Here is a 14,214-nt window from a genome sequence, read left to right as displayed (position 1 = left end):
ACATTCTTAATTCATGACACATCGACACCGGGAGGACCTGTGGCTACCGCAAAATCTGCTGCTTTATGCATCGCTCTTTATAGTTTGCTGAGCGGAACTCCAGCCATGGCCTATCCAACCTTTACCTGTGCCTATGAAAAAGACCACAACCCGCCGCTGGATGCGAAGGCCGAGAGCTGGTTTCAACAGGCACGCGTTTTGGAGAAAGTGCGAGGCGTCAAAGACTGGGTAGCAATTGTTGGTCTTTACGACAAAGCCATCGCTAAAGATCATTGGAAGGCCATGCACAATATGGCGGCGCTCTATCGCACCGGGTGGCCTGGACAGCCGGGGGTTGAACAAGACACAAACAAGATGATCGATCTCTACGAGCGGATGGTAAAACTCAAGGTTCCGTTGGGTTACTACAACTGGGCAGTAGTTGTAGAGAATGGTAGAGGAGTACTTAAGTCGGAACGCATGGCCAGCTCCTATATGTTTCAGGCAGCACAGCTAGGTAATCCAATGGCACAGGTGCAGCTGGGCCAATACTTTGCTTTTGGGCTCCCTAGGGACAAACAGGATGACGACATGGCTGAGCGTTACTATCGATGCGCGGGAGCTCAGGACAATCCAGACGCCATAGAAAAAACCGCGAGCTTTTATGATACCGCGAAGAAAAACAAACCACGCGCTCTATTCTATTATCAACGTGCCGCGGAACTAGGCAGCACTATAGGACTAAGCAACCTACAAGGCGTATTTGAGGAACAACCTCAGCCTATATATAACTACGGCTACCAACCTAACGAAAAGCTGTACAACTTTTACTCCGACCTGTGGCAGCAACTTAATGCTAATCCTAAGTTACGCTTCCCAAACCTCATGAAAGACCACCCACTACCCGCCCACCCCAAACAAGGCTTCGACGCCGAACACCCAGATCGGCGCCCAGCGCTATAACCCGAATCCCCCATGGAAGACCCAACAATTAAGGAGTTACATCATGCGTAAAACACTCGGAATACTCGCCGCCATATTGCTGGCCATTTCAATTTTCAGTGCACTGATCGGACTGGGCGGTATCGCTGGCGCAGCCTCCGGCGGTGGAAGAGTCTCCGGTGACGTGGACGTCGCGTTCATGGCGGCCAAAGTGCTATTTTTCTTAAGCTTGGCCGGTGGTGTGGTTGCGATTTGCTGGCCCAAAGATAACGCCGAATAAAACCCTTCACGACTCAGCAAAATACCGCCCCGGCGTCACTCCAAACGTGCGTCGAAACATCGCAATAAACGCGCTGACGTTTTCATAACCCAGTTCCAACGCAATCATCGTCACCGCCTCCCCTGCCGCCAAAAGCTCCAGTGCGCGCAACAACCGTGCGCGCCGGCGCCATTGGCTGAAGGTGAAGCCGGTTTCGCTGATGAAGCGTCGGGCCAGGGTTCGCGCCGATACACCGCCCCACTGCGCCCATTGCTCCAGTGAGCGGTTGTCTGCCAGGTCATCGACCAGCGCCTGGGTGATCCGGCGCAATCGCGGATCGTGGGGCAGCGGCAGGCCGAAAGGTTCGGCGGGCGCTGCGGCGATTTCATCGAGAATGAGTTGGGCGACACGTTCCTGTCGCTCATCGAGCGCGCCCTCCCCCCAAGTCGCAGCGCGGTCGACGGCCTCTCGGAGCAGGCCCGAGGTCGCGATGATGCACGGCTGCTCCGGTAACTCGGCACAAGCCGACGCCGCCACATAGACGCTCCAGCCATGGAACGGGCCGTGGGAACGCAGGCCGTGCAGGCAGTCCGGCGGAATCCAAACCGCGTGGGTGGCCGGCACCACCCAATGATGATCAGCCGCGTCCACAGACAGCAAACCGCGCCGTGCCCCCAGCAATTGGCCGCGGGCATGCTGGTGCAAGGCACTTTGGCGCTCGACCGGGCTGTCCTGAGTGACGGCGATCACCCGCGCCGCCGTGGAAGACTGCGCCAGTTCAGTGGATATCAGCGGTTTAACCATTGGCAGTTTTACGTTATCGAATGACCTGGATGACGCAGTTTAGCCATGAACAGCGTTTTAGGCTGAGCACTCATTCAAAAGAAGGGACACCCTTATGCGCGCTGAAGACCTGCTTCCCGATCATCTCGACCAAGGCCAATTCAACGGCATTGCTGTGCGCAAAGGCACAGTCGGGGCTTTTTTGATCAACGCGCGCAGGCTTGCCGATCCGGGTGCCAGCGAAGAACAACGGCGGCTGGCCGAGCACGACATCGTCGAGGCTTTGCCGGCGTTACGGGCATTGGGTTTGTTCGAAATTCTGCAAGTGCGGGACGAACGCCTGCACGAATTGTGCGAACGGTACTGACACCCGCGCTCGCGATGGAGGGTCAGGCTGTGCAAGGATGTCACCCTGCCTCACCGCGAACTTGTGCGGACGCTGATCGAACCCTCACCGGTGAGTCAGTGTCCCTTGTACGCGACGTTTTTTGCCAAGGATTGATATGACCAACCTCAACACTCAAACCGCATTTGTTCCCGGACGCCTGGAACAGATGTCCACGCGCATCGCCTTTTTCATAGCCGGTTTCGGCATCGCCGCGTGGGCGCCGCTGGTGCCCTACGCCAAGGCGCGGGCCGGACTGGATGAAGGGACGCTCGGTTTGCTGCTGTTGTGCCTGGGGGTGGGGTCGATTCTGGCGATGCCAATGGCGGGGCTTCTGGCCACACGTTTCGGCTGTCGCCGGGTGGTGAGCGCCGGGGTGTTGCTGATCTGTGCGGCCCTACCGCTATTGGCGACGGTGACGTCGATTCCGGCATTGATTGCCGCGTTGTTCATGTTCGGCGCGGGGCTGGGCACGGTGGATTCGACGGTGAACCTGCAAGCGGTGATCGTTGAACGGGCCAGCGGCAAGACCATGATGTCGGGTTTCCATGGGCTGTTCAGCCTCGGCGGGATTGTCGGTGCAGCGGGCGTCAGCGCCCTGCTCGGCTTTGGGGTTTCACCGCTGGGGGCGACGCTGGTGGTGATCGTGATGCTGCTGATCGCCCTGGCCAAGGCCGCGCCGCACCTATTGCCCTACGGCAGCGAAAGTTCGGGGCCGGCGTTTGCCGTTCCCCATGGCATCGTGCTGTTCATCGGCGGGATGTGTTTCATCGTGTTCCTCGCCGAAGGCGCGGCGCTCGACTGGAGCGCGGTGTTCCTGGCGCAGGAACGCGGGATCGATACCGCTTATGCGGGGCTGGGTTACGCGGCGTTTGCGTTGACCATGACCGTCGGACGATTGACCGGTGATTCGATCGTGCGTCGTCTCGGCGCAACCAAGGTGATTGTGTTCGGTGGGTTGACGGCCGCAGCGGGCCTGTTTGTGGCGACCTTCGCCCCGAGTTGGGAAGCGGCGCTGGTGGGTTATGCATTCTTGGGGGCGGGTTGTTCGAACATTGTGCCGGTGCTGTACACCGCAGTGGGCAAACAGACGGTGATGCCCGAAAGCGTCGCCGTGCCGGCCATTACCACGTTGGGTTATGCGGGCATTCTTGCGGGGCCTGCTTTGATCGGGTTTATCGCCCACGGCAGCAGTTTGAGTTTTGCCTTCGGGTTGATGGCGGTGTTGCTGGTGGCGGTGGCCATTGGCGGGAAGGTGTTGAAGGTCTGAAAGCGAAAAGATCGCAGCCTCCGGCAGCTCCTACATTTGGATGGCGTACATCCTGTAGGAGCTGCCGGAGGCTGCGATCTTTTGATCTTCAGCCGTTAAAACCCGACGCTGGCCTGCACAAAGAACGTGCGCGGTGCGCCAACGTACATCCCCGAGTTGTTGTCGCTGGAACGGGTGAAGTACTGCTTGTCGAAAACGTTCTTCACCCCGGCGCCGACTTTCAGGTTCGAAAGCGTCGCGCCGAAGTCATAACCGCCGCGTACGTTCCAGGTGACGTAGCCCGGAATGTCGCCGTACTGACCGTCCGCGGTGCCTTCGGTGATGTAGTTGCCACTGAAACTGCCATCAGCGTTCACAGCCACACCCGGCGAACGCTGCTTGGACTGGGCAAACGCATCGAGGTTGTAGGTCCAGCGGTTGATGTCGTAACGCAGGCCGGCAGTCGCCACCTGACGCGAATAGAACGGCAGGTCACGGCCCTTGAAGCCCGGGATCTCACCTTCATAAACGGCGCGCGTGTAGGTGAAACCGGCATTGGCGGTCAAGCCGTCGAGCCGTGGGTCCAGCGCCGCCATGTCGTAGTGCACCGACGCCTCGATGCCCTGGTGCGTGGTCGCGCCGAGGTTGGTCCAGCCTGCATCGTTGCTGATGTATTGCAGCTCTTTATCGAAGTCGATGTAGAACAGCGTCACTTCCCCGCCCCACACATCATTGTTGTAGCGCGTGCCGACCTCGTAGGTCTTGGCCTTTTCCGGTTCCAGGCCATTGGCCGGTTCGTCACCCGCGCCACCCTGGCCGAGCTGGAAATACTGCAGGCTGCCGAACGAGGTTTCGTAGTTGGCGAACAGCTTCCACTCTTCCGACACGTGATACATCACGCTCAGGGCCGGCAGCGGCTCGTTGCTTTCGATGCTGCGGTTCTTTTCCAGCACCGGTTTGCCGGCGGTGTCGAGCACCGGGCGGTCGTGCCAGTCGGTGCTGATATGTTCAAAGCGGATGCCGGGGGTGATGGTCCAGTTACCGACGTCGATTTTGTTATCGACGTACACCGAGTTGGCTTCAGTGCCACCGGTGCGGTCCTGATAGACATGGCCGTCCGAGCTCTTGGTCGCGACCGGCTCGTTGTTGACCAGCGCCAGGCGGCTCGCCTCTTCGTGCATGCCTTCCTTGAGGTAACGATAACCGACACTGACTTCCTGGGTGGTCGGGCCGACGTCGAACACACGGGACACCCGCGGCTCAATCCCGAAGGTGTAGTAAGTACGCGGGAACGAGCCGAGGGTTTTCTGATCGCGAGCGGCGATGTTGCTGCCACGGAAGCTGTCGGAATAGTAGGTCAGCACTTCGGCCTGGGTACGATCGTCGATCTGCCGTGCCCACTTGAACGAGACGTCCTTGCGGCGTCCGCTGAAGTTGTCGTTGTTGCGGTCGGATTGGAACGGATCGGCGTCGTACTGCGCCTGGGTCAGGCCGCCGGGCATGTCGGCGCTGGCGTCGTAGTAGTGAAAGTTGAGGCTGAAATCGTCCACATCGGTGGGTGCCCAGTGGGTCTTGAGGATCACGTCGTCGATGTCGTTGCCGTTGTTGCGTTCACGGTAACCGTTGCCGTTCACGCCCGAGTACAGCAGCGCCATGCCGATGCCGTTGTCCGCGGTGCCGCCGAGAAACGCCGTGTCGATGTGCTTCCAGCCACCGTGCTGGGAGGTTTCCAGGGTCGAGCCGATTTCACCCGTGGCTTTCTCCGGAATCGCGCGAGTAACGAAGTTGATCACTCCACCGACGTTCTGCGGCCCGTAACGCACGGAGCCGGCGCCGCGAACCACGTCGATGCTGTCGAGGTTACCGGAGGAAATCGGTGCCATGGACAACTGCGGCTGGCCGTACGGGGCGAACGCTGCCGGCACGCCGTCAATCAGCACGGTGGAGCGTGGCGACAGGCGTGAAGTCAGGCCGCGCACGCCGACGTTCAGGGAAATGTCGCTGCCACCGGTGCCGTTGGCGTCCTGCACTTGAACACCGGGCACGCGCTTCAGCACGTCGCCGACGTTCATTGCGCCCTGCTCGACCATCGCCTCACGGCGAATCACCGTACGCGCGCCGGGGTGGTTCTGCACCACGGCGGCATCGGCGTCACCGAGCCAGTCGCCGACTACCTTGATGTCGGTCACGCCCAATTCCAAAGGGCCGTTGGCAGCCGAAGTCGGGGCTGGCATCAACGTGACCGAACCTTCGTCGATCTGGTATTGCAGACCGCTGCCTTGCAGCAGTTGGCGCAGCGCATCTTCTGGCGAAAGGTTGCCGTCCACCGCCGGGGCCTGTTTGCCGGCGACCAGCTCAGGGCTGAAGAACACCTGCAGCGAGGTTTGCTGACCCAGTTCACTCAAGGCCTGACCCAGGGGTTGCGCCGGGATGTGAATCGCGTCGGAGGCAAAGGCCTGGGGCAGCGCCGCGGTGACAGCCAGGGCGAGAGCGAGGCGCAACCAAGGTAATTTGTTGTTTTTAGCGGTGGATTTTTTCACGTCGAACGTAGTCCTGTGGATCGCAAGAGTGTGCGCCTGTTAATGCAAACCAGTTGCAGTTGGACAGGAAGACGATCAACTCGAAAAAAACCTGAATTTATTTTGAAATTATTTCCTGACTGCCGTCATCGAGGGTGCGCACGGCCACCGGCAGAATGCTCGGCAAGGCCTTGAGCAGTGCGTCGGTGTTGTCGGATTTGAACACGCTGGTCAGGCGCAGATTGCCCACTTTGTCGTTGCCGACGGTGAGCGGTTTCTCCCGATAGCGCGAGACTTCCTCGGCGACGTCGCTGAGTCTGGCGTTGGTGAACACCAGTTTGCCGCTACGCCAGGCGGTCAGCTCCGCAGGGTTGACCGCGTAGGCAGCGGCCACTTTGCCCTGGGCATCGATGTGCGTACCGAGGCCAGCCGTGAGGCTGATGAAATCGCTGTCCGCCGCTGCGTGACCCTGAACCTTGACGGTGCCCTGCTCCACCACGACCCGGGTTTGGGCGGTGTCGCGGCGCACATCAAAACGGGTGCCGGTGACCGTAACCTTGCCGCTACCGGCCTCGACCACGAAGGGCCGGCGAGTGTCGTGCTCGACGCTGAACATCGCTTCGCCCTGCGTCAGCTCGATACTGCGACGGTCGTTTTCATAGCGCACCTGAACGCGGCTGCGGCTGTTCAGGTCGATCACCGAACCGTCCGGCAACGCCACATGACGTCGCTCGCCCAGGGCCGTGGAAAATTCGGCGGTGTAGATCGCCGGGTGATTCAAACCGCTGAACAACCCCAACCCGAGTGCGACGGCCAACACACTGGCGGCCACTGCATAACGCACCAGCGGGCGACGTTTCCTGCGCACTGGAGGGGTTTCACACAAGGCTTGCAGACGCGCCGCCGGCAGCAAATCAGCCGCCGTCCACAAACCCTGGAGCAACCGGAATTCATCGCGATGCTGAGGGTGTTCGTCCAGCCAGGCTTCGAAATGCCTGTACTCTTCGACATTGATCGCAGGTTCCTGCAAACGCACAAACCACCGCGCCGCATCGTCGCGAACCGTTGTTTGCCCGCACGCACAATCACGAGTATCCATCATGGAAGTTCCTGTTTGGCTGGGGATGAGAAGGCACGGAAGATCTGCCTTACGTAGGAGCTGCCGCAGGCTGCGATCTTTTGATCTTGATCTCCAGCGATTTCAATGCCACCAAAAGATCGCAGGCTTCGCCAGCTCCTACAAAAGCCACCGCACATCATGGCTGCAATCCGTCAAGGCGGTCGCGCAGATGCCGCAGCGTGCGGATCATATACTTTTCCACCATGTTCTTGGACAGTCCCAGGCGTTCGGCGATTTCGGCCTGGGTCAGGCCTTCGATCTTCTGCCAGACAAACACCTTGCGGCAGTTGACCGGCAGCTCGGTGAGCGCCCGTTCGATGGAGTCAGCCAACTGGATCGCATGCATGAAATGCTCCGGGTCGCCGGACGACGACACACTGTGATCAACCGCCTCCGACTCCATGGCGCCCCGCCGATCCTCCCGCCGATAACCATCCACCGCGATGTTGCGTGCGGTCTGGTGCAAATACGCCCGAGGTTGTGCAACCGTCGCCGAATCGGACTCAAGCACCCTCACGAAGGTGTCGTGGGTCAGGTCCTCAGCCTGCTGACGATTTCTCAGGCGACGGGTCCAGGTCCCGACCAACTCTTCGTAATGCTCGAAAAAGCCGTGTCTGCGGTGCAGCTTGGGGGTCATTGCGGTGTGCTGTGAAGACGGGGCGTGAATAGTAATGCTTCCTATTAACCGGAAGCAACGGATTCCAGATCGGCGCTACACAGGTTTTTGCGCCTTTGCCAATCCGCTGGTGACCTTGTGTATGGGCGCCGAAAGACATAATGCCGATCAGTTAAGCCATTTCAGCCGCAACGCAAACCTTGTAGCAGCTGGCGAAGCCTGCGTTCGGCTGCGCAGCAGTCGTGAAATCAGACGATGCGATGTTTCAGGAAGACCGCAAACTCAGGTTTTACGACTGCTACGCAGCCGAACGCAGGCTTCGCCAGCTGCTACAAGGAAGTGCGGCGCAGCTGAAATTGCTTAACTGACTGGCATCACGCCCAAAGGCGCCCTTTTTTCTACGCTGAAACCTGCCCCTGCAATCGTCGCCCGACGACATCCATCAAATCACAGCCATCGCGCAGTGAAGTCACCAACACCCGCGCCAGCTCACTGTGGACACCCTCGCCAAACGCAATGCTCTCCAGCAGTTGCGTTGCGGTACGAATGCGGTAGGCCGCGGTTTCATGCAACACGTCCAGTGGTGCTTCAGTGTCGATCAGCAATGATGGGATGTTGCAGTCGATGCCAGTGATAGGCATGTATCGATCCATGATGAAAAACCTCCATTGGGTAAAGGCACACGACTATTCAGCGTTGGCAGTTGGACGGCACGTCAGACGATCCCCGGGGCGGTTCCAGGTTGTCCAGCGCTCGATTGACCAGCAATTCGCCCAGCGCGGACAGTTGCTGAATACCCACAATGACATGGCGACGAGGGCCTTCCAGTTCACGGGCGAGATCGGTGGCCATGACACTGAGGGAAGCGAGGGTTTCAGAGGCGTGACAGAGCAGGGATTCCGTGTCGACATCCGGAACGACGGCGAAGAAATAGTTGGTGGATTTGGGAAGTGTGTGATTGCGCAGGGGCACGCTGACGAGTTGTTCGGTGACTTTGGCGGGACTGGATGAGTCGACGGTGTCGTTGGGGGAATCGTTTGGTGATTCCGCGGATTTGGTGACGGATTTTTTCATAACAGAGCTCCTTGCAAAGTTAAAAAATGCAAGTCCCACACTGCCAGCCGGGACAAGGCTGCTTACTGTACGCGTGTTATTAGAGAGGTAAATACATTAATAATAAATTTAACTTTGTTAATCAAACAAGTGAACATCTGTGCAAAAAAATGATTATAAGTGGTTAATATTCGTACATCCCCACTAGATTCGACGACTACAAAAAAATAGACGGCTCTGCCGTTTTAAACCGTGCCACACATAAAATCATTATTACTTCCTCATTTCTGTAAGAAAATTCCTTGATTTGCCCGTACGTCCCGTCACGAAACATTATCTAACGTTTGCCAACGTGCTTGCGGCATTATTTTGCACATAATTCAGGCATTCAGGATGCAGAGCTCTCTGAAAACAACACCACCATCGTTAACCAGCTGTATCGGGGAGATTTTTTCAAGCAATAAACAAACGGTGATTTTTTAATGCACAGAAAAGAAAAAATAGAAAACTTGAAAAACAACATTAAGTATTTGATAAAAAGTCGCGGAGAAACACAACTATCACTATGCAACTCCATTGGTTTAACCAGAACTACGATATACAACATTTTGGAGGGCAAGGTTGTAAACGTCCAACAGTCTACAATTCGCAAAATCTCTGATTTTTTCGGAGTATCCTATAAAGAAATAGAAAGCATAGATTTTGAGCAGAAAGAGATAATCGAAAGTAGTATTTCCCTTCACGGGAACATGAATCCAGCCGCAGTCCCCATAATCAAAGAAAGCTTGCTTATTCAGAGCTTGGACAAAAGAATTGGTGAGTTAGCGACACTTCATCCCTTGACATACTATTTCGGTGCGGCGTGCAATTTAATCGGCGTGCTTCTTGAGAGCGAAATCAGTGGGACCAATGAACCTGGGGACCTGTTGATAATAAAAAAAGGAGTCTCAAATAGCGATAGAGAAAAACTGATGTACGACAAAAGAATAAAGAAATTATTTATAACCAATGAAAACCTTATTGATTCCGATGTCGTTTATACCGTAGGAGAAGTTATAGAGGAAAGGTTTAATGGTTGACAAAAGCGCAGTCGAGAACAGCAAATATAAACTATTAGGATTTGAAAACAGCAAAGAGCTTGCAGTAATCATGATTATTTCCACGGGAAAAATCATCAAGGTAAACTTAGGCAAGCTCATGAAAAGCGACATACTAGACAATTTAAACAAAGCCGAAATAAAGGATATATATAGAAAGTTCTATTCGCGCGGGACGGCGTTGACAGCATATGAAATGACTGACCGTCATGAAAAATCGTGGGCCATGTACGTCGTACTAAACCTTCTACTTTTTACGCTTTACATTTTTGCAAATATTGGTGCAGCAAAACCCGTTTACTTAGAGCAACTTGACATTATCGTTACACCGGGAGTTTTTCTGTACCCACTGACATTTTTAATCGTTGATTTATTAAATGAATTTTACGGACTTAGACTGGCCAAAAAAGCCATCCTTCTTGTATTTTCATGTAACACCTTTATTATGATCTTGCTTGGTGCATCGACTTACTTTCCGGGACTACCCGGCTGGAAACTTGATGCATCCTATAACGAGGTTATTGGCCATGTGTCGTCCATCTTAGTAGCATCCTCCGTATCGTTTCTAATTTCTGAATACGTGAACTCGTATCTTCTTTGCAGAATAAAAGAACTCACGAACTCCAGATTTCTATTTCTGCGAATATTTTTCAGCACTTTCTTTGCGGTGATAATAGACAGCTTTATTTTTTGCTTTATTGCATTTTACGGCTCCATGCAAAATAGCGACATACTTAATATTATCTATATTCAGATAGTTATAAAAATGTTTTTTGCTGTTTTTAATATCTTGCCCGCATATGGGGCAAGATCACTATTTCAAAAGCGCATGCCAGGCAAGCAAGCGGTATGAGACAAGGGGGTTGAAAACCAACCCCTCATGATATGTTGCCTATCTTAGGTTAAGTTTTATTTTTAAATTTTTCATGACATCAGTTTTGTTTTCCAGATATGTTTTCATCCCTTTTGCACGGAGATGACAAGCGTCACAACTGGCACACCCACTTCCTTTTATCCCGCTATAACAAGTAAGCGTATGATTGTTAATCAAATCCAGGCGATTATAGTAATCGCTCAGAGCCCAGATTTCTGCCTTGTTCAGCCACATAAGCGGCGTCTCAACTTGCAACTTATAATCCATTCCCAACTCAATGGCTTTGTTCATAGCCTTTACAAACTCATCACCACAATCAGGATAACCAGAGCACTCTGTTTCACATACACCTGTGATGACAGCTTCAGCACCCACTTGGTAGGCATAAATAGAAGCCAATGTTAAAAACAGAATATTCCTGCCCGGCACAAACGTATCAGGCACGCCGTTCCCCGTACTCCTTGCAATTGGAATGTGGTCGCACGTCAAACTGCTAATGGCCAGTTCGCTCAACAATGAAGTGTCTAATACTTTGTGCACCTTCACGCCAAGCTGTTTTGATAGCTGTTGCGCCACTTCGATTTCCGCACGATGGCGCTGGCCATAATCAAACGTAATGCAATGAATTTCATCGTACATCGGCAATGCATGGATCAAGCAGGTGGTCGAGTCTTGTCCGCCGCTGAAAACGATAACGGCCTTTCTGGTCATGGTTCATTCTTCCTTGGGGTGTCTCGGCAGGGTGCCGGGCCGTTGACCCTACCGGGAAGCTCAAATTCTGGGTGTGGGAGGTTTCCGAAATGACCGTCTCCGATTTCCGTTTTTGTCATTTCCATGCTGGATTCCCGAGGGATTTTCCAACCAGTCATCACTGATGACCCGCTTCAAACGACAGTTACGCGGTCCCTGTGGGAGTGCTGACTGACTTGCCGCTATCGTCGGATCGCCGCCCGGAGCAAGCTCGCTCACACATTTGATCAGCGTCGTACACAGAATTTGTGTTCACTGGAGATCTAGCGCGGAAGAGAGCACGTCAACAGACCCTGGCTCTATCTTTGCCATGGCAAAATTTCCCGCACACGAAAACTGAAGAATTCTCGCGCGCGAGAAAATCTCACTCTTTGAATCCGGGTAGACCATTGATGGCTCGCCATTCCTTGATAGTCTTGGTGATGCCCTCACCAGATGTGTCAGCCCCCGGCTCAGGGCGATAGATCAAGTTCATTTTACTGGGGTGACCGACGATTCTATTGAAATGCAAAACAAGCACGTCGGCTCGCCCGCCGGTCGGTGCGACATCCTCTCTAAATATCTCCTCCAGAAATTTCACAAACTCATTTTCGGTGTAATCCGGCAGGCTGTTTTTGATAAACGGATCGCTCATATTCTGGTTACTTAATTTTTATGTATATCGACATGATTTTTTGGCGTGTTAATCCGCAAATTAGCATGAGCTAACAGCAATGGCGGTTGTTGCGCGCCATCGAACTGCTCGCGACCGGGCGGATCATTGGCTACAGCGCCTTCGACCTGGGGTTTGCAGTCGGGATGGTCAGATGGGTTAACGGTGGCCAGTGCCACGTTGGCCGCTCAAAAACAGTTCACCAATCCCTCGTAGAAGCGCGGGGGATTGAAGATCTCCACGTCACAATGCTTTGAGCATATGGTGGATGGCTTTGTGGCCGGACTTGGGAGCATCGGTAAAAAAATCCGCGATACGAGACGCAAACTTTTGGGTATTTAGGAAAGACTCATTCATTGTCAACGCAGTATCGTTGATCGACACCATGACATAAGCACTCTGACCGCTGCCTACAAAACCGATAGAGGCGTGATCATTGCCATGATGCAAGATAACTAAAATAGAGTCCCGGGCGATCGGGCACTTTTCGACTTCCCATTCCGGCGGCTCATTCCTGTTAAAAACCTGGGCAAGCCGGGATAAAAATGAAGTGTGGCGCGTCGCCTCGTCCTGCAACTTCTGTTTCGCTAAAATCAGCACTTTGCTCCAAGCCTCGGCATCGTAAGAAATATGATCCGGACACCTCTGACATTCATACGAGCGTGGTTCGGCCACCGCCATATAGGTGTCACAAGTCAACGGGGGAGACTCATACCTAAAACCATTGGAAGCGGACATTTCCTCTTTGTACTTACTCAGGAAATTCTTGACAGTAGCAACGGAAGAGCCCGATATCAGACTTGCATCTTCAGCCCCCGTTGGAAGATCAAAGTAAAGATCATCCAGAACCAATGATCTTGAGGACAGGTCAAGAGGTGAACCATCATTTACCCAGTTAACATCCGATCGCTGCGCCGCGCACTCATCAAATTGCTCCAGCAATGCAACGAGCTGATCTCGCTGAACGGGGTCAGCCATTATTTCAGAGAGCAACGCCGCGGATGCTTCGTAACCACTTTGCGTTTCCAGATCGGCATTGAACCCCTTCATCTCGCGAAGCGCGTAGGCAAGCTCGGCCTTTGAAAGTTGGGGTCTGGCATCATTCATAAAATTTACTCTACCTCCCGATAGTCCGTAGCGCAAAGTGGAACCATGACCGCCTATCGCCGTGCGTCATAGCGAGAAGAAAATGCCTGAGCATCTGCCCCGTTGAAGTGGAAATATTCATCTGGGCGATTCCTGCGCCATACCACCGTGACGCAGCCGTTATTGGGGGAGAGCCGGCGCATTTTACATCCGGCCTCGTAAAAATCGATGAGCTTCCTGCCTCCTTTGGGATCTGCATGCAACAGCATTTCTCCGTCATTGCCTTCGTCCAAAGCAGCTTGAATCGTGCAATCAATCAGGGCCTTGGCAACACCACGAACCGCTGGCTGCCCCAAAAACTGCTCATAAGCTTCTGACGGTGCATCGGAAAGGTACCAAGTAAAAGCGCGCTGCCGTTCCACGCCCTCGACGTTGCAATGCAATTTCGGAACGATGGAAAGCATCCCGATCGGAAACGTTTGCTCACCTTTCGAAACAACAACGCACATTGCCTTTCCTTTTTCGGAGCAATTACCAGGCATCTGGGTGAGGTAGTTATGGATCCCCACAAGTTTTAGATACGTTGGCCAGCGCCATCCAACATCAGCGCGAACTCTGCGGTCCGTCGCGCCATCATGTGAATAATTGCTATTAACGAGAGGCTGAACCTTTTCATGCCATTGTTTCGCTAACCCTTTAGTCATCGGTACGACGCAGACTTTCACCTGAAAGGGATTTCCAAAGGTGTCATAGGCCGGTAAGGAGGAAATGGGCCGTTGTAGCGGCATAATCGAGCTTCCTTGCGAGTTTTATTTTTGAATTCCTTGAGGATCGATTTGAGCCGCCATTG

Annotated in this window: 16 protein-coding genes and 1 pseudogene; 7 read left to right on the top strand and 10 right to left on the bottom strand. The window is 54.1% G+C overall.

Annotated elements, in window-relative coordinates:
• Nucleotides 1–39 precede the first annotated feature (39 nt).
• Both ACA059_RS09035 and ACA059_RS09030 read left to right on the top strand, forming a co-directional pair.
• Nucleotides 40–942, top strand: a complete 903-nt coding sequence (locus ACA059_RS09035) for a tetratricopeptide repeat protein (RefSeq protein WP_497633488.1) — start codon at nucleotides 40–42, stop codon at nucleotides 940–942.
• 43 nt (nucleotides 943–985) lie between these two features.
• Entirely contained in the window at nucleotides 986–1,201 is a 216-nt protein-coding gene (locus tag ACA059_RS09030) for a hypothetical protein (protein WP_415757262.1), read from the top strand.
• Between the two features lie 6 nt (nucleotides 1,202–1,207).
• Here the strand turns inward: ACA059_RS09030 and ACA059_RS09025 are convergent, their stop codons facing one another.
• Entirely contained in the window at nucleotides 1,208–1,984 is a 777-nt protein-coding gene (locus ACA059_RS09025) for an AraC family transcriptional regulator (protein ID WP_497633486.1), read from the bottom strand.
• A gap of 94 nt (nucleotides 1,985–2,078) precedes the next feature.
• Here ACA059_RS09025 and ACA059_RS09020 point away from each other — a divergent pair, with 94 nt between their 5' ends.
• Nucleotides 2,079–2,330, top strand: a complete 252-nt coding sequence (locus ACA059_RS09020) for a hypothetical protein (protein WP_497633485.1) — start codon at nucleotides 2,079–2,081, stop codon at nucleotides 2,328–2,330.
• A 136-nt stretch (nucleotides 2,331–2,466) separates the two neighbouring features.
• A complete protein-coding gene (locus ACA059_RS09015; RefSeq protein WP_497633484.1) occupies nucleotides 2,467–3,618 on the top strand; it encodes an MFS transporter in 1,152 nt (383 codons plus the stop codon).
• A 95-nt stretch (nucleotides 3,619–3,713) separates the two neighbouring features.
• On the opposite strand, the gene ACA059_RS09010 is transcribed toward ACA059_RS09015, so the two are convergent.
• The 5 genes from ACA059_RS09010 to ACA059_RS08990 all read right to left on the bottom strand — a co-directional run bounded on the left by ACA059_RS09010 (nucleotide 3,714) and on the right by ACA059_RS08990 (nucleotide 8,926).
• Entirely contained in the window at nucleotides 3,714–6,137 is a 2,424-nt protein-coding gene (locus ACA059_RS09010; RefSeq protein ID WP_497633483.1) for a TonB-dependent siderophore receptor, read from the bottom strand.
• Between the two features lie 97 nt (nucleotides 6,138–6,234).
• Nucleotides 6,235–7,218, bottom strand: coding sequence for a FecR family protein (locus tag ACA059_RS09005; RefSeq protein ID WP_497633482.1), 984 nt, complete (start codon nucleotides 7,216–7,218; stop codon nucleotides 6,235–6,237).
• A gap of 154 nt (nucleotides 7,219–7,372) precedes the next feature.
• Nucleotides 7,373–7,873, bottom strand: a complete 501-nt coding sequence (locus ACA059_RS09000) for a sigma-70 family RNA polymerase sigma factor (protein ID WP_497633481.1) — start codon at nucleotides 7,871–7,873, stop codon at nucleotides 7,373–7,375.
• 377 nt (nucleotides 7,874–8,250) lie between these two features.
• Complete coding sequence (locus ACA059_RS08995; protein ID WP_033061103.1) at nucleotides 8,251–8,505, bottom strand: hypothetical protein; 255 nt, start codon at nucleotides 8,503–8,505, stop codon at nucleotides 8,251–8,253.
• Nucleotides 8,506–8,542: 37 nt separating this feature from the next.
• Nucleotides 8,543–8,926 carry a DUF6124 family protein gene (locus ACA059_RS08990; protein WP_497633480.1) on the bottom strand — a complete coding sequence of 128 codons (384 nt, stop codon included), beginning with the start codon at nucleotides 8,924–8,926 and terminating at the stop codon, nucleotides 8,543–8,545.
• Nucleotides 8,927–9,387: 461 nt separating this feature from the next.
• Between ACA059_RS08990 and ACA059_RS08985 the strand changes: the two genes are divergently transcribed.
• Both ACA059_RS08985 and ACA059_RS08980 read left to right on the top strand, forming a co-directional pair.
• The gene (locus tag ACA059_RS08985) at nucleotides 9,388–9,984 is read left to right on the top strand and encodes a helix-turn-helix transcriptional regulator (protein WP_497633479.1); all 597 of its coding nucleotides are present in this window, start codon (nucleotides 9,388–9,390) and stop codon (nucleotides 9,982–9,984) included.
• The gene (locus ACA059_RS08980) at nucleotides 9,977–10,855 is read left to right on the top strand and encodes a queuosine precursor transporter (RefSeq protein WP_497633477.1); all 879 of its coding nucleotides are present in this window, start codon (nucleotides 9,977–9,979) and stop codon (nucleotides 10,853–10,855) included. The genes ACA059_RS08985 and ACA059_RS08980 overlap by 8 nt, the downstream gene beginning before the upstream one ends.
• A 39-nt stretch (nucleotides 10,856–10,894) precedes the next feature.
• On the opposite strand, the gene queC is transcribed toward ACA059_RS08980, so the two are convergent.
• Entirely contained in the window at nucleotides 10,895–11,587 is a 693-nt protein-coding gene (queC, locus tag ACA059_RS08975) for a 7-cyano-7-deazaguanine synthase QueC (RefSeq protein WP_497633476.1), read from the bottom strand.
• A gap of 403 nt (nucleotides 11,588–11,990) precedes the next feature.
• Nucleotides 11,991–12,260 (bottom strand): bacteriocin immunity protein, encoded by a 270-nt coding sequence (locus tag ACA059_RS08970; protein ID WP_497633475.1) that lies wholly within the window; start codon nucleotides 12,258–12,260, stop codon nucleotides 11,991–11,993.
• 74 nt (nucleotides 12,261–12,334) lie between these two features.
• Here ACA059_RS08970 and ACA059_RS08965 point away from each other — a divergent pair.
• Nucleotides 12,335–12,535 (top strand): annotated as a pseudogene (locus ACA059_RS08965) (hypothetical protein); the annotation flags it as partial.
• Here ACA059_RS08965 and ACA059_RS08960 read toward each other — a convergent pair.
• Nucleotides 12,522–13,385 (bottom strand): hypothetical protein, encoded by an 864-nt coding sequence (locus ACA059_RS08960; protein WP_497633474.1) that lies wholly within the window; start codon nucleotides 13,383–13,385, stop codon nucleotides 12,522–12,524. The pseudogene ACA059_RS08965 and the gene ACA059_RS08960 sit on opposite strands and share 14 nt — an antisense overlap.
• Before the next feature lie 53 nt (nucleotides 13,386–13,438).
• A complete protein-coding gene (locus ACA059_RS08955; protein WP_497633473.1) occupies nucleotides 13,439–14,152 on the bottom strand; it encodes a hypothetical protein in 714 nt (237 codons plus the stop codon).
• Nucleotides 14,153–14,214: the final 62 nt, after the last annotated feature.

This window comes from Pseudomonas sp. LBUM1647 (assembly GCF_059716175.1).
The sequence above is the reverse complement of the archived record's forward strand: the minus strand, read 5'-3'. Positions and strand labels throughout refer to the sequence as shown.